General features: G+C 56.5%; 17 protein-coding genes. 11 read left to right on the top strand and 6 right to left on the bottom strand.

The genetic code is table 11. From position 1 onward, the window contains the following. The first annotated feature begins 15 nt into the window (after positions 1 to 15). The 5 genes from hflD (at position 16) to ABIB18_RS00625 (ending at position 5,490) form a co-directional block, all read left to right on the top strand. Positions 16 to 657 (top strand): high frequency lysogenization protein HflD, encoded by a 642-nt coding sequence (gene hflD / locus ABIB18_RS00605; RefSeq protein ID WP_031374485.1) that lies wholly within the window; start codon positions 16 to 18, stop codon positions 655 to 657. Positions 658 to 701: 44 nt separating this feature from the next. After that, positions 702 to 2,072 carry an adenylosuccinate lyase gene (gene purB / locus ABIB18_RS00610; RefSeq protein WP_069729175.1) on the top strand — a complete coding sequence of 457 codons (1,371 nt, stop codon included), beginning with the start codon at positions 702 to 704 and terminating at the stop codon, positions 2,070 to 2,072. A 104-nt stretch (positions 2,073 to 2,176) separates the two neighbouring features. After that, positions 2,177 to 2,845, top strand: coding sequence for a two-component system response regulator PhoP (phoP, locus tag ABIB18_RS00615; protein ID WP_354473478.1), 669 nt, complete (start codon positions 2,177 to 2,179; stop codon positions 2,843 to 2,845). Between the two features lie 2 nt (positions 2,846 to 2,847). After that, positions 2,848 to 4,308, top strand: a complete 1,461-nt coding sequence (phoQ, locus tag ABIB18_RS00620) for a two-component system sensor histidine kinase PhoQ (protein ID WP_031374482.1) — start codon at positions 2,848 to 2,850, stop codon at positions 4,306 to 4,308. 57 nt (positions 4,309 to 4,365) lie between these two features. Beyond that, the gene (locus ABIB18_RS00625) at positions 4,366 to 5,490 is read left to right on the top strand and encodes a ribosomal protein uL16 3-hydroxylase (RefSeq protein ID WP_031374481.1); all 1,125 of its coding nucleotides are present in this window, start codon (positions 4,366 to 4,368) and stop codon (positions 5,488 to 5,490) included. Positions 5,491 to 5,602: 112 nt separating this feature from the next. Here the strand turns inward: ABIB18_RS00625 and pepT are convergent, their stop codons facing one another. Next, positions 5,603 to 6,832: a peptidase T gene (gene pepT, locus ABIB18_RS00630; RefSeq protein ID WP_031374480.1), complete on the bottom strand. Its 1,230-nt coding sequence runs from the start codon at positions 6,830 to 6,832 to the stop codon at positions 5,603 to 5,605. Positions 6,833 to 7,147: 315 nt separating this feature from the next. Between pepT and potA the strand changes: the two genes are divergently transcribed. Genes potA through potD form a run of 4 tightly spaced genes read left to right on the top strand, consistent with a single transcriptional unit; the run spans position 7,148 to position 10,934 of the window. Then, positions 7,148 to 8,263 (top strand): spermidine/putrescine ABC transporter ATP-binding protein PotA, encoded by a 1,116-nt coding sequence (potA, locus tag ABIB18_RS00635; protein ID WP_046288386.1) that lies wholly within the window; start codon positions 7,148 to 7,150, stop codon positions 8,261 to 8,263. Then, positions 8,256 to 9,107 carry a spermidine/putrescine ABC transporter permease PotB gene (gene potB / locus ABIB18_RS00640; RefSeq protein WP_089561182.1) on the top strand — a complete coding sequence of 284 codons (852 nt, stop codon included), beginning with the start codon at positions 8,256 to 8,258 and terminating at the stop codon, positions 9,105 to 9,107. The genes potA and potB overlap by 8 nt, the downstream gene beginning before the upstream one ends. Beyond that, positions 9,104 to 9,877, top strand: coding sequence for a spermidine/putrescine ABC transporter permease PotC (potC, locus tag ABIB18_RS00645; RefSeq protein ID WP_069729174.1), 774 nt, complete (start codon positions 9,104 to 9,106; stop codon positions 9,875 to 9,877). The genes potB and potC overlap by 4 nt, the downstream gene beginning before the upstream one ends. Before the next feature lie 13 nt (positions 9,878 to 9,890). Further along, on the top strand, positions 9,891 to 10,934 hold the full coding sequence (gene potD / locus ABIB18_RS00650) for a spermidine/putrescine ABC transporter substrate-binding protein PotD (RefSeq protein ID WP_069729173.1): 1,044 nt from the start codon (positions 9,891 to 9,893) through the stop codon (positions 10,932 to 10,934). A 34-nt stretch (positions 10,935 to 10,968) separates the two neighbouring features. Here the strand turns inward: potD and cobB are convergent, their stop codons facing one another. The 4 genes from cobB to lolC all read right to left on the bottom strand — a co-directional run bounded on the left by cobB (position 10,969) and on the right by lolC (position 15,092). Continuing rightward, a complete protein-coding gene (cobB, locus tag ABIB18_RS00655; protein ID WP_031374476.1) occupies positions 10,969 to 11,802 on the bottom strand; it encodes a Sir2 family NAD+-dependent deacetylase in 834 nt (277 codons plus the stop codon). Between the two features lie 149 nt (positions 11,803 to 11,951). Then, the gene (lolE, locus tag ABIB18_RS00660; protein WP_031374475.1) at positions 11,952 to 13,196 is read right to left on the bottom strand and encodes a lipoprotein-releasing ABC transporter permease subunit LolE; all 1,245 of its coding nucleotides are present in this window, start codon (positions 13,194 to 13,196) and stop codon (positions 11,952 to 11,954) included. Next, positions 13,196 to 13,900, bottom strand: a complete 705-nt coding sequence (gene lolD, locus ABIB18_RS00665; protein ID WP_031374474.1) for a lipoprotein-releasing ABC transporter ATP-binding protein LolD — start codon at positions 13,898 to 13,900, stop codon at positions 13,196 to 13,198. Before lolD ends, lolE begins: the two co-directional genes overlap by 1 nt. After that, a complete protein-coding gene (lolC, locus tag ABIB18_RS00670; RefSeq protein ID WP_354473481.1) occupies positions 13,893 to 15,092 on the bottom strand; it encodes a lipoprotein-releasing ABC transporter permease subunit LolC in 1,200 nt (399 codons plus the stop codon). The genes lolD and lolC overlap by 8 nt, the downstream gene beginning before the upstream one ends. 248 nt (positions 15,093 to 15,340) lie before the next feature. Here lolC and ABIB18_RS00675 point away from each other — a divergent pair, with 248 nt between their 5' ends. Both ABIB18_RS00675 and mfd read left to right on the top strand, forming a co-directional pair. After that, positions 15,341 to 15,550 carry a hypothetical protein gene (locus ABIB18_RS00675; RefSeq protein WP_031374472.1) on the top strand — a complete coding sequence of 70 codons (210 nt, stop codon included), beginning with the start codon at positions 15,341 to 15,343 and terminating at the stop codon, positions 15,548 to 15,550. Positions 15,551 to 15,735: 185 nt separating this feature from the next. Then, complete coding sequence (gene mfd / locus ABIB18_RS00680; protein ID WP_046288387.1) at positions 15,736 to 19,179, top strand: transcription-repair coupling factor; 3,444 nt, start codon at positions 15,736 to 15,738, stop codon at positions 19,177 to 19,179. Between the two features lie 127 nt (positions 19,180 to 19,306). On the opposite strand, the gene ABIB18_RS00685 is transcribed toward mfd, so the two are convergent. Then, the gene (locus tag ABIB18_RS00685; RefSeq protein WP_031374471.1) at positions 19,307 to 19,849 is read right to left on the bottom strand and encodes a glycine zipper 2TM domain-containing protein; all 543 of its coding nucleotides are present in this window, start codon (positions 19,847 to 19,849) and stop codon (positions 19,307 to 19,309) included. Between the last annotated feature and the right edge of the window lie 207 nt (positions 19,850 to 20,056).

The following is a 20,056-nucleotide window of genomic DNA, read 5'->3' on the forward strand; positions in this document are numbered from 1 at the left end:
TAAACAGGAGTAACCGTGGCGAAGAACTATCAGGAAATCACACTGGCGCTGGCAGGCATCTGTCAGTCGGCCCATCTGGTGCAGCAGCTGGCACAGCAGGGTCACTGTCAGCCCGAGGCGTTTACCGTGACGCTGCGCAGCGTGCTGGATCTCAATCCCAGCTCGACGCTGGCGGTGTTTGGCAACAATGAAGCCAACCTGCGCCTCGGCCTCGAAACCCTGATGGCGGTGCTCAACAGCAGCAGTCGTCAGGGCGCGGGCGCGGAACTGACGCGTTATACCCTTAGCATGATGGTGCTGGAACGTAAGCTCAGCGCCAATAAATCAGCGATGGCGACGCTGGCCCAGCGTATCAGCCAGCTCGACCGTCAGCTGGCGCACTACGAACTGGAATCCGATACCATTCTGAGCGCTATGGCCGGCATCTACGTTGACGTTATCAGCCCGTTAGGTCCGCGTATCCAGGTGACCGGTTCACCCGCCGTGCTGCAGAATCCGCAGTTGCAGAGTAAAGTGCGGGCCACGCTGTTAGCCGGCATTCGTGCCGCCGTTTTGTGGCAGCAGGTCGGCGGTGGCCGTCTGCAACTGATGTTTTCGCGCCAACGCTTGCTGCGTGAAGCAAAGACCCTCTTATCCCGGCTGCCACTGACTTACTAAGTCGGTGCGGCAAAATACTGTTAAATGATTCAGGAGTTGCACTGATGGAATTATCCTCTCTGACCGCCGTCTCACCTGTCGATGGTCGTTACGGCGATAAAGTCAGCCCGCTGCGTGCGATTTTCAGCGAATTTGGTTTGCTGAAATTCCGCGTTGAGGTTGAAGTTCGCTGGTTACAAAAACTGGCCGCGACCGCAGAGATCAAGGAAGTTCCTGCATTTGATGCCGACGCAAACGCTTTCCTTGACGCGATTGTCAGCAATTTTTCGGAAGACGATGCGGCGCGCATCAAGACCATTGAGCGCACCACCAATCACGACGTTAAAGCGGTCGAATATTTCCTGAAAGAGAAAGTGGCGGACGTCCCTGCCCTGCATGCGGTATCTGAGTTCATTCACTTCGCCTGCACCTCCGAAGATATCAACAACCTCTCTCATGCGCTGATGCTGGAAACCGCGCGCCGCGACGTGATCCTGCCTTACTGGCAGCAGCTGATCGCCGCTGTAAAAGGCCTGGCGTCAGAATACCGTGATATTCCGCTGCTCTCCCGCACGCATGGCCAGCCCGCCACGCCGTCCACCATGGGCAAAGAGATGGCCAATGTCGCCTATCGTCTGGAGCGCCAGCTGCGTCAGCTGAGCCAGATTGAGGTGCTGGGCAAAATCAACGGTGCGGTCGGTAACTATAACGCCCACATCGCCGCGTATCCGGAAGTTGACTGGCATCAGCTGAGCGAGCGTTTTGTTACTTCGCTCGGCATTAGCTGGAACCCCTACACCACCCAGATTGAGCCGCATGACTACATCGCAGAGATGTTCGACTGCATCGCCCGCTTCAACACCATCCTGATCGATTTCGATCGTGATATCTGGGGCTACGTGGCGCTGAATCATTTCAAACAGAAAACCATCGCTGGCGAAATCGGTTCCTCAACCATGCCGCACAAAGTAAACCCGATCGATTTCGAAAATTCCGAAGGCAATCTGGGTCTGGCAAACGCGGTGATGCAGCATCTGGCCAGCAAGTTGCCGGTCTCCCGCTGGCAGCGCGACCTGACCGACTCCACCGTACTGCGTAACCTCGGCGTCGGCATTGGCTATGCGCTGATCGCCTATCAGGCAACGCTGAAAGGCATTTCAAAACTTGAAGTGAACCGCGATCGTCTGCTCGATGAACTGGATCATAACTGGGAAGTGCTGGCCGAACCGATCCAGACGGTGATGCGCCGTTATGGCATTGAAAAGCCGTACGAGAAGCTGAAAGAGCTGACGCGCGGCAAACGGGTTGATGCGGCGGGCATGCAGGCCTTTATCGACAGCCTGGCGCTGCCGGAAGAGGAAAAAGTGCGTCTGAAGCAGATGACGCCAGCCAACTATATCGGCCGTGCTATCCAGATGGTTGACGATCTGAAATAATCCCCTCCGCAGACCGGTTCAGGCCGGTCTGCGTTAACATCTTGTTTAGTTCATTTCGCGTATACTTTCTGCAATTTGACTCATTCAGATAGTAAGGAATTCCTATGCGTGTTCTGGTAGTGGAAGACAATGCTCTGCTGCGCCATCATCTCGCCGTGCAGTTACGTGATATGGGCCATCAGGTTGATGCCGCCGAAGACGCCAAAGAAGCCGACTATTTTCTTCGCGAGCACCTGCCGGACATCGCGCTGGTCGATTTAGGCCTGCCGGATGAAGATGGCATGTCACTGATCCGCCGCTGGCGCAGTGATGCCGTGCGTCAGCCGATTCTGGTGCTGACCGCCCGTGAAGGCTGGCAGGCAAAAGTGCAAGCGCTGGAAGCCGGTGCGGATGATTACGTCACCAAGCCGTTTCATATTGAAGAGGTGGCGGCACGGCTGCAGGCGCTGATGCGGCGCAATAGCGGCCACGCATCGCAGATCATCGATATGTCGCCGTTTCAGGTTGATTTGTCCCGTCGCGAACTGACGGTGAATGAGCAGCCGGTGAAGCTGACCGCCTTTGAATATACCATCGTCGAAACCCTGATTCGCAACGCCGGTAAAGTGGTGAGCAAGGATTCGCTGATGCTGCAACTCTATCCCGACGCAGAACTGCGTGAAAGCCACACCATCGACGTGCTGATGGGGCGTCTGCGCAAAAAGATTCTGGCGTTGCATCCCGCCGACGTCATCGCCACCGTGCGTGGCCAGGGTTACCGCTTTGATCTCTGACCATGTCCTGGTTTAGTCGTTATCGCCCGATTTCGCTGCGCGCCCGTTTTCTGCTGGCCTCCGCAGCGATTGTCCTGTTCCTCTCCCTCTCCTATGGCATGGTCGCGGTTATTGGCTATGTGGTGAGCTTCGATAAAAACACCTATCGGGTGATGCGGGGCGAAAGCAATCTGTTCTTTACGCTGGCGCAGTGGCATGACAATCAGCTCACCATTGCCCAGCCGGAACGGATGACGCTTAACTTCCCGACGCTGGTGTTCATTTACGACGAGCACGGCAAGCTGCTGTGGCAGCAACGCGACGTGCCGGAGATCCGCAAGAAAATCCACCGTGACTGGCTGATCAAACCGGATTTCTACGAGATTGATACCAGCAACGGCACCAGCCTGGCGGCGATGGGGGATAACCTCAGCGCGAAACGGCGACTGCATGCCTGGGATACCGACAGTGACGATACCTTCACCCACTCCGTTGCGGTTAACCGCTATGACGCTACCACCAATCTGCCAGCGCTGACCATTGTGGTGGTCGACTCGATCCCGCAGGAGTTACAGCATTCGGATGTGGTGTGGTCATGGTTCAGCTATGTGCTGGCGGCTAACCTGATCCTGATCGTGCCGCTGCTGTGGCTGGCGGCGCACTGGAGCCTGCGTCCGATTGGCGCACTGACTCAGCAGGTGCGGGAACTGGAGACCAGCCAGCGTGAAAAACTGGATGATAATCCGCCGCAGGAATTGCGCAGCCTGGTGCGCAACCTCAACCTGCTGCTGACGAACGAACGGCAGCGCTATACCCGTTATCGCACCACTCTGTCGGACCTGACGCACAGTCTCAAAACCCCGCTGGCGGTACTGCAAAGCACCCTGCGGTCGCTACGCAGCGGCAAAGAGTTGACGGTAGAAGAGGCTGAACCGGTGATGCTGGAGCAGATCAGCCGCATCTCGCAACAGGTCGGTTATTACCTGCATCGCGCCAGTATGCAGGCCGATCACAATCCGCTGCAGCGCGACCTGCATTCGGTCTCCGGTCTGCTCGACAGCCTGTGTTCGGCGCTGAACAAGGTTTATCAGCGTAAAGGGGTGGCAATCACCCTCGATATCTCACCGGAACTCACTTTCGTCGGCGACCAGAACGATTTTATGGAAGTGATGGGTAACGTGCTGGATAACGCCTGTAAATATTGCCTCGAGTTTATTGAAGTCAGCGCTTATCAGAGCGAAAAAGCGCTGCATCTCTACATAGACGATGACGGTCCCGGTATTCCGGAGAGCAAACGCGATCTGGTGTTTGTCCGCGGTCAGCGCGCCGACACCCTGCGCCCCGGTCAGGGACTGGGGCTGGCGGTGGTGCTGGATATACTTGAGCAATATGCGGGTAAGGTTATCGCTTCAGGCAGCGCACTGGGTGGCACCCGGATGGAAGTAGTCTTTCAGCGCCAGGAAGTCGAACATCGCCGCGAGTAGAAAACCGTCCGGGCTGTTATACTTGCTGGCATTTACAGCCCTAAGCGGAACCCTTGTATGGACTATCAGCTCGATCTCAACTGGCCCGATTTTATTCAACGCTACTGGCAAAAACGCCCGGTGGTACTGAAGCGTGGCTTCAAAAACTTTGTCGATCCCCTTTCTCCGGATGAACTGGCCGGACTGGCGATGGAAAACGAGGTAGATAGCCGCCTGGTGAGCCATCAGGATGGCAAATGGCAGGTCAGTCACGGCCCGTTTGAGAGCTACGACCATCTGGGTGAGAATAACTGGTCGCTGCTGGTGCAGGCGGTTAATCACTGGCATGAACCTTCTGCCGCCCTGATGCGCCCTTTCCGCTTTTTGCCTGACTGGCGTATCGATGACCTGATGGTGTCGTTCGCGGTGCCGGGAGGCGGTGTCGGTCCGCATTTCGATCAGTATGACGTCTTCATTATTCAGGGCAGTGGCCGTCGCCGCTGGCGCGTCGGTGAAAAAGTGCCGATGAAGCAGCATTGCCCTCATCCGGATCTGCTGCAGGTGGAACCGTTCGATGCCATTATTGATGAAGAGATGGAGCCGGGCGATATCCTCTACATTCCGCCTGGATTCCCGCACGAAGGCTATTCGCTGGAAAATGCGCTGAACTATTCGGTGGGTTTCCGTGCGCCAAGCGGACGTGAACTGATCAGCGGCTTTGCCGATTACGCGCTGGCCAACGAGCTGGGCAGCCTGCGCTTTAGCGATCCGGACGTGCCGTCGCGCGAGTGCCCTTCACAGATCCTGCCGCAGGAGATTGAAGGCGTCCGTCAGGTGATGCTGGACGTGATCAACCAACCGGAACACTTTGCTCAGTGGTTTGGCGAGTTTATTTCTCAATCCCGTCATGAGCTGGATGTCGCGCCGCCAGAGCCGCCTTATCAGCCTGATGAGATTTATGACGCGCTGCAACAGGGTGATGCGCTGAGCCGGTTGGGTGGCCTGCGGGTCCTGACAATTGGCGATGCGGTCTACGTCAACGGTGAGCGGGTTGAATGTTCACATCCTGAAGTGATGGCCGTGCTGGCGCATCATTATCGCATCACGCTGGAAGATCTCGGGGATGCGCTGGACGATCCGGCGGTGCTGGCGCAGATTGCCGGTCTGGTGAATGCCGGATACTGGTATTTTGGCGAAGAATAACTGACCTGGAGGGCAGACGCATCCGCCGCCTGCCCTCCGCAAGCCAGTCTCCTCATCAGGCTCTCCGCCATTAGCGGCAGAGAGCCTGCTTCAGTAAAACCCCGTTCGCAACTTAACCTTTCTTCTGCGCCGCCAGTTCCGACAACCGCACAATCACCTCCACTGACTTCGCCATGATATTCAGCGAGGCAAATTCATGTTTGCCGTGATAGTTGTAGCCGCCGGTAAACAGGTTCGGACACGGCAAGCCTTTCCATGACAGCGCGGATCCGTCAGTACCGCCGCGAATCGGTTTGACCACCGGCTCAATAGCGCAGTCACGCATCGCCTGTAGCGCTAACTCAATGATATGCGGGAAAGGTTCCACCTTTTCACGCATGTTGCGATAGCTGTTGGTGATCTCTACGGTGACGGAACAATCTTTATGCAGGGTTTTGGTCATCTCCGTCGCAATCTGCTGTAGCGTCTGTTTGCGCTGCTCAAAACTGTCGGTATCAAAGTCGCGAATAATGTAATGCAGCTCAGCGTGTTCAACCGTGCCTTTCATCTGGTGCAGATGATAGAAGCCCTCATAGCCTTCGGTGTACTGCGGCTTTTCATTGGCCGGCACGGCGGCATGGAACTGATTGGCCAGATCCAGCGCGTTAACCATCACCCCTTTGGCTGAGCCAGGATGCACATTATTGCCCACGATTTTGACCGTGGCGGAGGCGGCATTAAAGTTTTCATACTCAAACTCCCCCAGGTCGCTGCCGTCAACGGTGTAGGCCCAGTCAGCGGCAAAGCCTTCGACATCAAAATGCGAGGTGCCGCGCCCAATCTCTTCGTCGGGCGTAAAGGCGACGCGGATGGCACCATGCGGAATATCACTGTCCGCCAGCCGCGCCATCGCCGTCATAATTTCGGCAATACCGGCCTTGTCGTCCGCCCCCAGCAGGGTTTTGCCATCGGTGGTAATCAGCGTGTGGCCGATCAGCTTGTGCAGCACCGGAAACATCACCGGCGAAAGGATCTCATCGCCATTGCCCAGCGCAATGTCACCGCCGCGGTAATTCTCAATAATCTGCGGATTAACATGTTTCGCGGTAAAGTCAGGCGAGGTATCCATATGGGAGATAAAACCAATCACCGGCGTTGGCCAGTCTACATTGGCCGGCAGCGTGCCCATGACGCAACAGTGATCGCTTAACGTGACGTCAACAAAACCCAACGCCAGCAGTTCTTCCTGCAGCTGACGCGCCAGCGTCCACTGCCCTTCACTGCTTGGCACCTGACGCGCCTGCGGTTTTGCCTGGGTTTCGACTGCGACGTAACTCAAAAAACGCTCAAGTAACTGTTCCATATCCCATCCTTTAAAAGTGCCGTCCGTTATTATTCACAGACCAGCCGGACGCAACGTTGCGTCAAATCATCAGCAGACAGGTTAGCGCTGTCGATCCCATTTGGGGAAGCGATCACGCCGAAAAAAAAGCCGGATTGTGAGATTGTTGCGGCAAGTCTCGCAATGTGTTGTTAACAATCCTGATTATCGCCTGCCCGGTGGGGTCAAAACATGGCATTGCCACATTTTTCAGGTATCATCCGCCCCTTCTTGCTGGCTGGCCGCAGTAGACGGCTATGCTGTAACCTGTTCGACCTTTGACAGACTGAGACTAAAATGACGCAAACACGCGCACAGCAGGCGCTGGTTACGCTTTCTGGCATCAGTAAAGCTTTCGATGGCAAAACCATCATTGATGATTTTAATCTGACCATTCACCACGGCGAATTTATTACCCTGCTCGGTCCGTCGGGCTGCGGCAAAACCACCATTCTGCGACTGATCGCCGGACTGGAAGAGGCGGATCGCGGTCGCATCCTGCTGGACAATCAGGATATTACTGACACCGTGGCTGAACACCGCCACGTCAATACGGTGTTTCAGAGCTACGCGCTGTTCCCGCATATGACGGTATTTGAGAACGTCGCGTTTGGTCTGCGGATGCAAAAAACGCCGGCGGCACAAATCACTACCCGGGTTAATGATGCGCTGGCAATGGTGCAGCTGGAAAGCTTTGCCGATCGGCGTCCCCATCAGCTGTCGGGCGGACAGCAACAGCGCGTCGCTATCGCCCGCGCGGTCGTTAACCGGCCAAAAGTTCTGCTGCTGGACGAGTCACTCTCTGCGCTGGACTACAAGCTGCGTAAGCAGATGCAGAATGAGCTAAAAGCGCTACAGCGCAAGCTGGGTATTACCTTTGTTTTCGTCACCCACGATCAGGAAGAGGCGCTGACCATGTCCGATCGGATTGTGGTGATGCGCGACGGGAAAATTGTGCAGGATGGCACGCCACGTGAGATCTACGAAGAACCTGATAATCTGTTTGTCGCCCGCTTTATCGGTGAGATCAACGTCTTTGATGCCGAAGTGATCGCCAGCGACAGCGCACCATTAATACGCGCCAGAGTGGAAGGTCGTGAGTGTGATATCCACTGTGCTTTCCCGGTCCGGCCAGGCGATCGGCTGCACGTGATGCTGCGCCCGGAGGATTTGCGGGTGGAGGAGATTCATGGTGATAGCGCGGCTGACGGCCTGATCGGTTATGTCCGTGAGCGTAACTACAAAGGCATGACGCTGGAATCTACCGTAGAACTGGAGAACGGCAAGCTGGTAACGGTGAGCGAGTTCTTTAATGAAGACGATCCTGACTTTGACCACTCACTGAACCAGAAAATGGCGGTGAACTGGGTGCCCAGCTGGGAGGTGGTATTGCCGTATGAAGCTGATGCGTAATGGTTTCCAGAAAAGCGTCATTGCGCTGATAGTTGGCTGGCTGGCGCTGTTTGTCTTTCTGCCCAATCTGATGATTTTTATCACCAGCTTCCTGACACGTGACGATGCACACTTTGTCAGCGCGGTATTTACCCTTAGCAACTACACGCGCCTGCTTGATCCGCTGTATGCCGAAGTGCTGCTGCATTCGCTTAATATGGCGCTGATTGCCACCCTCTGCTGCCTGCTGCTGGGCTACCCGTTCGCCTGGTGCCTGACGATGTTACCGGCGCGACTGCGTCCGCTGATGCTGTTTCTGTTGATAGTTCCGTTCTGGACCAACTCACTGATCCGCATCTATGGGCTGAAAATATTCCTCAGTACCCGCGGCTGGCTGAATGATTTTCTGCTGTCGATCGGCCTGATCGATAAGCCGTTTCGTATTATCTATACCCCGGAAGCGGTGGTGCTCGGGCTGATCTACATTCTGCTGCCGTTTATGGTGCTGCCGCTTTACTCCAGTCTGGAGAAGCTGGATAAACCGCTGCTCGAAGCGGCGCGTGATTTGGGTGCCGGAAAAATACAGACCTTTTTCCGCATCATCCTGCCGCTCACCATGCCGGGAATTATCGCCGGATGCCTGCTGGTGTTGATCCCGGCGATGGGGCTGTTCTATGTGGCGGATTTGATGGGCGGCGCGAAAAACCTGCTGATTGGCAACGTGATCAAGAGTCAGTTCCTCAATATTCGTGACTGGCCGTTTGGTGCCGCCACCAGCATTGTGATGACGCTGTTAATGGGCCTGCTGCTGCTGATTTACTGGCGCGTTGCGCGGCTGCTGAATAACAAGGTGGATTTAGGATGATGACACGCCTGTTACGCGGCAGTTTTATGACGCTCATTTATGCCTGGTTCTATATTCCGATTGTGATTTTAATCGTGAATTCGTTCAACGCTTCCCGCTTTGGCATTAACTGGCAAGGGCTCACTACCCGGTGGTATCACCTGCTGCTGAACAACGACAGCCTGCTGCAGGCGGCGCAGCATTCGCTGATCATGGGCGTGCTGTCGGCCAGCTGTGCGACGCTGATAGGCTCGCTCACTGCGGTAGCGCTCTATCGCTATCGCTTTCGCGGCAAGCCTTTTGTCAGCGGCATGCTGTTTGTGGTGATGATGTCGCCAGATATTGTGATGGCGATTTCGCTGCTGGTGCTGTTTATGCTGCTGGGGATCTCGCTGGGATTCTGGTCGCTGCTGTTCTCCCACATCACCTTCTGTCTGCCGTTTGTGGTGATCACCGTTTACTCGCGGCTGAAAGGCTTTGATGTGCGGATGCTGGAAGCGGCAAAAGATCTGGGTGCCAGCGAGACCACAATTCTGCGCAAAATTATCCTGCCGCTGGCTATGCCAGCCGTCGCGGCCGGATGGTTGCTGAGCTTTACCCTGTCAATGGATGATGTGGTGGTCTCTTCGTTTGTGACCGGCCCCACCTTTGAAATATTGCCGCTGAAAATTTACTCAATGGTAAAAGTGGGCGTTTCGCCTGAAGTGAATGCGCTCGCCACGATTCTGATGTTGCTGTCGTTGCTGCTGGTGGCGGGCAGTCAGTGGTTACTGCGTGACAGAAATAAATAACCGAGGATTGATAATGAAAAAATGGTCTCACTGGCTGGCGGCTGGCGCGCTGGCACTGGGGATGCAGTCTGCTCAGGCGGACGACGGTAAAACGCTCTACTTCTATAACTGGACCGAGTATGTCCCGCCGGGTCTGCTGGAACAGTTCACCAAAGAGACCGGCATCAAGGTGATCTACTCGACTTATGAATCCAATGAGAGCATGTACGCCAAGCTCAAAACCTGGAAAGATGGCGCTTACGATCTGGTGGTGCCCTCAACCTATTTTGTCGCCAAAATGCGTAACGAAGGCATGTTGCAGAAGATCGACAAGAGCCAGTTGAGCAACTTCAGCAATCTGGATCCGAATCTGCTGAACAAGCCGTTCGATCCCAATAACGATTACTCCATTCCCTACATCTGGGGTGCGACCGCCATTGGCGTGAACAGTGACGAGATCGATCCAAAGAGCGTCACCCGTTGGGCCGATTTGTGGAAGCCTGAATATAAGCAGAGCCTGTTGCTGACCGACGATGCGCGGGAAGTGTTTCAGATGGCGCTGCGTAAGCTGGGTTACTCCGGAAACACCCGCGATCCGGCGCAGATCAAGGCTGCCTATCAGGAGCTGAAAAAGCTGATGCCCAACGTGCTGGCGTTCAACTCCGATAATCCGGGCAACCCGTTTATGGAAGGCGAAGTGAATCTGGGGATGATCTGGAACGGATCGGCCTATGTGGCCCGGCAGGCGGGCACCCCACTGACGATCGTCTGGCCTGCAGAAGGCGGCATTTTCTGGATGGATAATCTGGCCATTCCCGCCAACGCGAAGAACAAAGCGGGCGCGCTGAAGCTGATCAACTTCCTGCTGCGCCCGGACGTGGCGGCAAAAGTGGCGGAAACCATCGGTTACCCGACGCCGAATCTGGCCGCGAAGAAGCTGTTACCGGCCTCGGTGGCAAACGATCCGTCACTCTATCCGTCTGCTGACGTCATTCAGCACGGTGAATGGCAGGATGATGTCGGCGATGCCAGCGTGCAGTACGAGACGCTGTTCCAGCAGCTGAAAGCGGGCCGCTAAGCCACAGAAGCCGGGCGGCCCGTCGTCACCCGGCTTATTTATACAGGCCACGCAGCAGCGTATGCACAAACTCCGGCACCACTTCACTGGCCAGGCCGTAATGCCGCTCGGCAAACTCATTGCCAACCTGACTCGGTTCCAGATTCAGCTCAACGGTATGCGCACCCTGCAGTTTGGCTTCATGGACAAAGCCTGCTGCCGGATAGACATGGCCAGAGGTCCCGATAGCAATAAAGTAATCGGCCTGCTCCAGTGCCTGATAGATCTGCTCCATGCCCAGCGGCATTTCACCAAACCACACCACATGCGGACGCAGCGCTGAAGGAAACTGGCAGCAGGTACAGCGGTCGTCAGGAGTAATATCCCCGGTCCACTCAATCACCTGACCGCTGTTGACGCAGCGCACTTTCAGCAGCTCACCGTGCATATGCAGTACCCGGGCATTGCCGGCACGCTCATGCAGGTTATCAATATTCTGGGTTACCAGCAGGAAGTTATCGCCTAACACCTGTTCCAGTTCGGCCAGCGCCAGATGGGCGGCATTAGGCTGAATCTCTGCCTGCTGCAGTTGCTGACGACGGGCGTTATAGAAACGTTGCACCAGCGCAGGATCGCGCTGAAAGCCTTCCGGGGTCGCAACATCTTCGACATGATGCTCTTCCCACAAACCATCAGCGGCGCGGAAGGTGCGGATACCGGACTCGGCTGAAATGCCAGCGCCGGTCAGCACCACAACGTGCGGCTGTGGATGGGCGGCCAGCTCGGCCTGACGATCACGCTCGAAAATTCGCTGGCGAAAGCGCTGATGCACCTTTCTCCGGGTCTTTTTAAGGCGGGCAAGTCGTATGCGGCGACGTGGTGTACGCATAAAATCTCCTGGAGCAGCGGCTTCGGCGAGCCGCTATAAACAAATTCTGGGCTGAATTCACCCGATAATAACGGTTGCGCATGACAGCGCCATGCAGCAGAGGCCGAAAATGTGCGCGGCGCGAAGAGTGAATTCGCGCCGCGTGTCAATTACTGTCCGCTCAGTACCCGAGCCGGGTCGATGCGGCTGGCGCGTCTGGCTGGATACCAGCTGGCCACCAGGCTCAGCACGATGGCGGTGATCAGGACCGAGAACACATCGACCCAGTGCAGCTCCGACGGCAGGAAGTCGATAAAGTAGATATCGCCGGCCAGCAGATGATGGCCGGTGAGCGACTCCAGCCCGCGCACCAGATGCGTCAGGTTCAGTGATACCAGCACGCCCACCACCACGCCGCTGACGCTGCCGAGCAAGCCCGCCAGCAGACCGTACCAGATGAAGATGGCGCGGATCAGGCGATCTTTGGCACCGAGCGTCCGGAGCACCGCAATGTCGCTGCTTTTGTCTTTGACCGCCATCACCAGGGTGGAAACGATGTTGAAGCAGGCGACGCCAATTACCAGCACCATCGCCAGATACATAATGGCGCGAATCATCTGAATGTCGCGGTACATGTAGCCGTAGGTGCCGATCCAGCTTTTGATATAGACATAGGAATGGGTCGCTTCACCAGCGTCACGCACCAGCTTAACCGCCTGGAACGGATCGTTCATTTTCAACGCAATGCCGGTTACGCTGTTGCCCATATCAAGATACTGTTGCGCATCGGCCAGCGGCACCAGCGCCAGGCTGTGATCGAGCATGCCACTCAGTTGCAGGATACCACTGACCTGAAGCCGTATGCGCTTCGGTTGCAGCAGTTTGTTATCCCCATCGTTATTCGGGATCATGATGGTGATCCAGTCACCCTGTTTGACTTTGAGCGTAGTGGCAATGCCGCCGCCGAGGATGATCTGCTGCTTACCGGCGGCAAACGTCGACCAGCCGTTGTTAGCGACAAACTGCGGCAGTGCGCTCAGTCGCGGCTCCTGCGCCGGATCCACGCCTTTAACCTGCAGCGCTTCGAGTCGCGCACCGCTTTCAATCAGTCCGGTGAAATTGACATACGGGGCCGCCGCCGCAATGCCTGGCACCTTTTCAATCGGCGCAATCATTGATTGCCAGCGCTGAAACGGCTGATTGACCGCCTCAATCTCACCGTGCGGGACCACGGCCAGAATGCGGTTATTTAGCTCACGCTCAAACCCGTTCATCGCGCTCAGGCCAATGATTAATACCGCCACACCCAGCGCAATACCGATGGTTGAGATCACCGAAATCAGCGATACCATGCCGCCACGGCGGCGACCACGGCTAAAGCGCAGGCCTAACAGCAGCGATAACGACGATCCCATTACTCTGCTCCTGCCATGCTCAGCTGTTCGCTTAACTGACCATCACGCATCTCCATCTGGCGCGACATCCGTTTCGCCAGTTGCAGATCGTGGGTCACCACCAGGAACGCGGTGCCCTGACGCACGTTGAGTTCACCTAGCAGGGCAAAAATGGCATCGGCGTTGCGCGCATCAAGGTTACCGGTGGGCTCATCCGCCATCACCAGACGAGGACGGTTGACCAGTGCCCGGGCAATCGCCACGCGCTGACGCTCGCCACCCGATAATTCTGACGGGCGGTGTGCGGCGCGATGATCCAGCCCGACGGCAGCCAGCATCTCGCGGGCGCGGTCCTGCGCTTCAGCTTTGGCGACTTTGCCAATCAGCAGCGGCATCGCCACGTTCTCCAGCGCACTAAAATCGGGCAGCAGATGGTGGAACTGATAGATAAAGCCCAGCTCGCGGTTGCGCAGATCCGCTTTAGCGGAGGAGGACATGGCGTTCAGCGACTGACCATCAAAGATCACGTCACCCGAGGTCGGGGCATCCAGACCGCCCAGCAGGTGCAACAGGGTACTTTTACCCGATCCGGAACTGCCGACAATCGCCGTCAGTTCGCCAGGCTGCAGGCTGAAAGCCACATTGCGCAGCACATCGGTCTGCACGCTGCCTTCCTGATAGCGTTTGCACAGGTCGCGACACTGCAACAAAGGAGAGTTACTCATAACGTAAAGCCTCAGCGGGTTGAACGGCGGCAGCGCGCCACGAAGGATAGAGCGTAGAAAGCAGCGCCACTACCATCGCGCTCAGGGCGATGGTCACCACTTGCCACAGATTAATGTCGACCGGCAGCGCTGCGCCATCGAGGAACAGGCCGATCACCGGCATCAGGTTATTCAGCTGGCTGGCCAGCAGTACGCCCAGCAGCGTACCGAGTAAGGTGCCGATAATGCCGGCGCTGGCGCCCTGTACCATGAACACCGCGACAATCTGCCGGCGTGTCAGCCCCTGCGTTTGCAGAATCGCTACTTCACCCTGCTTCTCCATAATCAGCAGGCCCAACGAGGTAATGATGTTAAAGGCGGCGACCGCAATGATCAGGCTCAGCAGCAGCCCCATCATGTTTTTCTCCATCCGCACCGCCTGGAACAGATCGCCCTTACGCTCGCGCCAGTCTTTCCACACCAGCCCGGCCGGCAGAGTTTGCTGACTGAGATTATCAACCTCCAGCGGCTTATCCAGCCATAAGCGCCAGCCGGTAATATTCCCGGCCGGATAGCGCATCACGCGCGACGCATCCTGTTGATTGACCAGAATCTGGTAGCCATCGACTTCGCTGTTGGCGGCATAGGTGCCCGCCACGGTGAACAGACGCTGACTCGGGACCCGCCCCATCGGGGTAAACTGACTGACCGACGGCACCATCAGACGCAGCTGATCGCCGCGCTTCACGCCAAGTTGTGATGCCAGCTGTTCGCCGAGGATCACATTATACTGGCCGGGTTGCAGCACGCTCTGTTGGGTATTGACCAGGAAAGGCGTCAGCGGATCTTTTTCATCCGGCTGAATACCGAGCATCACGCCGACCGAGACGCTGTGCGGACTTTGCAGCACCACGTTAGCGGTGGTCAGCGGCGCAATGCGGCTGACGCCCTGCAGCGCCAGGCTGGAAGGCGGTTGTTGTTGCGGGTTGAGACTGCCTTTGTCGCTGGTAATCAGCGCCTGCGGCATCAGCCCAAGAATATTGCCTTCAAGTTCACGTTCGAAGCCGTTCATGACTGACAGAACCGTCACCATCGCCAGCACGCCAAGCGTAATGCCAATAGTAGAAAGCCAGGAGACAAAGCGACCGAAGCGATCCGATGCGCGTCCGCGCATGTAACGCAGACCGATAAATAGCGCGACAGGTTGATACATGGAATCCAGTAAGCCGTTGCCTGAAAATAGGTAGTGGGATGATAAAGGAGCCGCTGCCTTTATGAAACCTCTAACCCTCTGAGTCGGCAGCAAAGTTGCATCAGAATAGGTCACGGCGAGCCACAAAGCGCAGGTATAGCGCCTAAAGCAGTCGGTTATTGGCGGATTATCCGCCACTCATCGCGCTAGACTACAATCAGTAAGACGATAAAGCGTGACGTTATCGCACAGCGGTAGAGGTAGCGACCATGTTTAAATTTCCCAAAGGCAGCATTGTAAAACATAAATCCGGGGAGATCAGAGGCGAAGTTATCAACGTCTTTGCGCAGGGAGATGCGCCAGCCGGCTACTACATAAAATGGGATGATGGCAATCATAGCTATCATTCTGAGCAGGAATTAACCTGGGCGAACATTGACCGCCCGCGCATGTATTACACACAGCAATCTATAAAATAAAATCCCCCCTGTCCGGGTCTTAACCCTCGTCGCCAGCGCGCGACGGGGGTTTTCCCGTTCCCTCTTCTCTGCAGGCCATTACCGCTGACCGTCGGGCAGCAGGAAAATTGTGCCGCAGAGGTGATCGCCATGACGTAATATGGAATGATTACGTCATGGTAAAAATGGAGCAACCCCGAGATCCCATGTCCGAACAGACTCGCTATACCCTGCCCGTTAAATCCGGCGATCACCGTCAGCTCGGCCAGCTCATTGGCGCTGCGCACGCGGTGGAGTGTGCCAGCATTACCGAGCGACATGCCGGTCCGGTGTTAATGATTACGCCCGATACCCAAACCGCCCTGCGTCTGCTGGACGAAATCCGCCAGTTTACCGACCTGCCGGTGGCGCATCTCGCCGACTGGGAGACGCTGCCCTACGACAGCTTTTCACCGCATCAGGATATTATCTCTGCCCGTCTGTCGACGCTTTATCAGCTGCCGGTGATGCAGCGCGGCATGCTGATTATGCCGGTCAATACCCTGATGCAGCGCGTCTGCCCGCACAGCTTCCTGCACGGCCATGCGCTGGTGATGAAGCAGGGACAGAAACTGTCGCGCGATCGCCTGCGCGATCAGCTGGAGCAGGCGGGTTACCGCCATGTCGATCAGGTGATGGAGCACGGTGAATACGCCACGCGCGGCGCGCTGCTCGACCTGTTCCCGATGGGCAGCGACCAGCCCTATCGCATCGACTTTTTTGATGACGAGATCGACAGCCTGCGCCTGTTCGATGTCGACAGCCAGCGTACGCTGGAAGCGGTCGCGGAAATCAACCTGCTGCCCGCGCATGAGTTCCCCAGCGACAAAGCGGCAATTGAACTGTTCCGCAGCCGCTGGCGCGAAATTTTTGATGTGCGCCGCGAGTCGGAGCATGTCTATCAGCAGGTCAGCAAAGGCACCCTGCCCGCCGGTATCGAATACTGGCAGCCGCTGTTTTTTGAGCAGCCGTTACCCAGCCTGTTCAGCTATCTGCCTGACAATACACTGATTGTTAACTGTGGCGATCTGGAAGGCAGCGCGACCCGCTTCTGGCAGGACGCTGAAGCTCGCTATGAGAACCGTCGGGTTGATCCGATGCGTCCGCTGCTGGAACCCACCAACCTGTGGTTACGCCCTGATGCGTTAATGGGTGAGCTGAAAAGCTGGCCGCGAATCCAGATGACCAATGAGCAGTTGCCCGCTAAAGCCGCCAACACCAACCTGGGTTATCAGCCGCTGCCCGACCTGACGGTGCAGGCGCAGGCTAAAGCGCCGCTGGATCATCTGCGTCAGTTCATCGAAACCTTCAGCGGTGCGGTGGTCTTCTCGGTCGAAAGTGAAGGTCGCCGCGAAAGCCTGCAGGAGCTGCTGGCACGGATTAAACTTCGTCCTCAACCGGTAAAACGCTTCGATCAGACCGGCGAAGAACGTTTCAGCCTGATGATCGGCGCCAGCGAGCGCGGTTTTATCGATACCCAGGGTAACCGGGCGTTGATTTGTGAGAGCGATCTGCTGGGCGAACGCGTCAGCCGTCGTCGCCAGGATACCCGCCGCACCATCAACCCGGATATTCTGATTCGTAACCTGGCCGAGCTGCATCCTGGCCAGCCGGTGGTCCATCTTGAGCACGGTGTGGGTCGCTATATTGGCCTGACCACGCTGGAAGCAGGCGGCATCCAGGCTGAATACCTGATGCTCTCCTACGCTAACGACGCCAAACTGTATGTGCCGGTCTCCTCGCTGCACCTGATCAGCCGTTACGCCGGCGGTGCCGACGATAATGCTCCGCTGCACAAGCTTGGCAGCGATGCCTGGTCACGCGCCCGGCAGAAAGCGGCCGAAAAAGTTCGTGACGTGGCGGCAGAACTGCTGGATATCTACGCCCAGCGAGCCGCTAAAACCGGCTTCGCTTTTAAGCACAACCGTGAGCAATATCAGTTGTTCTGTGAAAGCTTCCCGTTTGAGACCACGCCCGATCAGGCGCAGGCGATCAATGCGGTGCTCAGTGATATGTGTGAACCGCTGGCGATGGACCGTCTGGTGTGCGGTGACGTGGGCTTTGGTAAAACCGAAGTGGCCATGCGCGCCGCGTTTCTGGCGGTGGAAAACAACAAGCAGGTGGCGGTGCTGGTGCCGACCACCCTGCTGGCGCAGCAGCACTACGATAATTTCCGCGATCGCTTCGCTAACTGGCCGGTGCGGATTGAAATGCTGTCACGTTTCCGCACGGCAAAAGAGCAGGCGCAGGTGCTGGAGCAGGCCAGCGAGGGCAAGATCGATATCCTGATCGGCACCCACAAGCTGCTGATGAGCGATCTCAAATGGCGCGATCTCGGCCTGCTGATCGTCGATGAGGAGCACCGCTTCGGCGTGCGTCACAAAGAGCGGATTAAAGCGATGCGGGCCGATGTGGATATCCTCACCCTGACCGCTACGCCGATTCCGCGCACCCTGAATATGGCGATGAGCGGCATGCGCGATCTGTCGATCATTGCCACCCCGCCTGCTCGTCGCCTGGCGGTAAAAACCTTTGTGCGTGAATTTGACGATCTGGTGATCCGGGAAGCGATTCTGCGTGAGATTTTACGCGGTGGTCAGGTCTACTACCTCTACAACGACGTGGAGAATATCGAGAAAGCGGCTCAGCGTTTAACCGACCTGGTGCCGGAGGCGCGCGTCGCCATCGGCCATGGACAGATGCGTGAACGCGACCTGGAGCGGGTGATGAACGATTTCCATCATCAGCGGTTTAACGTGCTGGTCTGTACCACCATCATTGAAACCGGTATCGATATTCCGACCGCGAACACCATCATTATTGAACGTGCGGACCACTTTGGTCTGGCGCAGCTGCATCAGTTGCGTGGCCGCGTCGGCCGCTCGCATCATCAGGCTTACGCCTGGCTGCTGACCCCGCATCCTAAAGCGATGACCGCCGATGCGCAAAAGCGCCTCGAAGCGATCGCCTCGCTGGAAGATCTGGGCGCCGGTTTTGCCCTGGCTACCCACGATCTGGAGATCCGCGGTGCCGGTGAACTGTTGGGTGAAGAACAGAGCGGCCAGATGGAGACGCTTGGCTTCTCGCTCTATATGGAGCTGCTGGAAAATGCGGTGGATGCGCTGAAAGAGGGTCGTGAGCCGTCGCTGGAAGATCTCACCAGCAACCAGACCGAAGTGGAGCTGCGGATGCCAGCTCTGTTGCCGGAAGAGTTTATTCCGGATGTCAGTACCCGTCTGTCACTGTATAAACGCATCGCCAGCGCAGAAAGCGAGGAAGAGTTGCAGGAGCTGAAGGTAGAGATGATCGACCGCTTTGGCCTGTTGCCCGATCCGGCGCGTAACCTGCTGGACGTGGCAATTTTGCGGCTTAAAGCCCGCGCCGTGGGTGTCCGGAAGATTGAAGCCAGCGACAAAGGCGGCTATTTCGACTTTGCCCCCAACAACAGCGTTGATCCAGCCTGGTTAATCGGTCTGCTGCAGAAAGATCCTAAGCAGTGGAAGCTGGAAGGTCCGACGCGTCTGCGCTTTAACCGTGAACTGTCGGAAAGAAAAATCCGCATGGAGTGGGTACAGGGATTCGTCTCCCAGCTGGCGGAAAACCGCGCGTAATCCCCTTACCTGCCGCCATCAGTTGAAGACGAAGCGGAACGCAACAACAAAAAGGCGCATCCTGAGATGCGCCTTTTTCTTACGTCGGTGCTGTGTGGCCGCTTACGCGGCAAAAGACTTTGCCCAATTACGCCTGGTCGCTGTTAAGAATCAGCTGACCATTGCGATCCAGTGGAATACGTGTGCCAGGGTCACTTTCCATGCGGATTTTGCCCTGCTGGTCGCCTATTTTATAGGTCACGTCATATCCCAGCATTTTCTCTTGTTTGTCATAGACCGTTTTGCAGCGCTGTTCAGTCGTGGTGTAGGTATCACGGTTTTGCATGCCTGCCTGGACCTGATTACCGGCATAACCGCCTGCTACTACGCCCGCCACGGTCGCCACGTCTTTACCGCGACCGCCACCAAACTGGTGACCTAACACTCCACCCGCCACTGCGCCTAATACTGAGCCAGCAATACGGTTTTCATCCTGGACCGCACGACGGTGCGTCAGTGTCACATTACGACATTCCTGACGTGGCTGTTTGATGCTCTCTTTAATCGGCGTTGCAGCCAGCACCTGAGCGTATTGTGGACCGCGATCAAACACATTCATGCCTGCCACGGCGGCAACACCTAACGCAGCTGCCACACCAATACCGATACCCGCTAACATTGATTTATTCACAGGAAGTTCCTCCTGAAAAGTGTTACCGCGCATTCCTGCCGCTGAAGCATCCTCTTCAACTGAGGCAGATCGGCGTGCGCGACTCGCCGTGTTTGTTGGGATGAAGTTTTACAGATGGACCGAAATTGCAACATCAGATAAATGGAGGAAAACGGTCACTTACGCAACAGGACCAGTTTTTAGGAGAGTTCTGAGGCGGAAAAAGCA

The sequence above is a fragment of the Pantoea sp. UYEF8 genome (genome assembly GCF_040546285.1).
GTDB classification, from domain to species: domain Bacteria; phylum Pseudomonadota; class Gammaproteobacteria; order Enterobacterales; family Enterobacteriaceae; genus Pantoea; species Pantoea brenneri.

Bases quoted from the DNA above. Each gene is read 5' to 3' on its own strand.
- cobB (WP_031374476.1), bottom strand. From the start codon at position 11,802: ATGCGTACACCACGTCGCCGCATACGACTTGCCCGCCTTAAAAAGACC.
- mfd (WP_046288387.1), top strand. From the start codon at position 15,736: ATGTCCGAACAGACTCGCTATACCCTGCCCGTTAAATCCGGCGATCAC.
- ABIB18_RS00625 (WP_031374481.1), top strand. From the start codon at position 4,366: ATGGACTATCAGCTCGATCTCAACTGGCCCGATTTTATTCAACGCTAC.
- lolE (WP_031374475.1), bottom strand. From the start codon at position 13,196: ATGGGATCGTCGTTATCGCTGCTGTTAGGCCTGCGCTTTAGCCGTGGT.
- ABIB18_RS00675 (WP_031374472.1), top strand. From the start codon at position 15,341: ATGTTTAAATTTCCCAAAGGCAGCATTGTAAAACATAAATCCGGGGAG.
- purB (WP_069729175.1), top strand. From the start codon at position 702: ATGGAATTATCCTCTCTGACCGCCGTCTCACCTGTCGATGGTCGTTAC.
- potA (WP_046288386.1), top strand. From the start codon at position 7,148: ATGACGCAAACACGCGCACAGCAGGCGCTGGTTACGCTTTCTGGCATC.
- phoP (WP_354473478.1), top strand. From the start codon at position 2,177: ATGCGTGTTCTGGTAGTGGAAGACAATGCTCTGCTGCGCCATCATCTC.
- potB (WP_089561182.1), top strand. From the start codon at position 8,256: ATGCGTAATGGTTTCCAGAAAAGCGTCATTGCGCTGATAGTTGGCTGG.
- pepT (WP_031374480.1), bottom strand. From the start codon at position 6,832: ATGGAACAGTTACTTGAGCGTTTTTTGAGTTACGTCGCAGTCGAAACC.
- potD (WP_069729173.1), top strand. From the start codon at position 9,891: ATGAAAAAATGGTCTCACTGGCTGGCGGCTGGCGCGCTGGCACTGGGG.
- lolD (WP_031374474.1), bottom strand. From the start codon at position 13,900: ATGAGTAACTCTCCTTTGTTGCAGTGTCGCGACCTGTGCAAACGCTAT.
- potC (WP_069729174.1), top strand. From the start codon at position 9,104: ATGATGACACGCCTGTTACGCGGCAGTTTTATGACGCTCATTTATGCC.
- lolC (WP_354473481.1), bottom strand. From the start codon at position 15,092: ATGTATCAACCTGTCGCGCTATTTATCGGTCTGCGTTACATGCGCGGA.
- phoQ (WP_031374482.1), top strand. From the start codon at position 2,848: ATGTCCTGGTTTAGTCGTTATCGCCCGATTTCGCTGCGCGCCCGTTTT.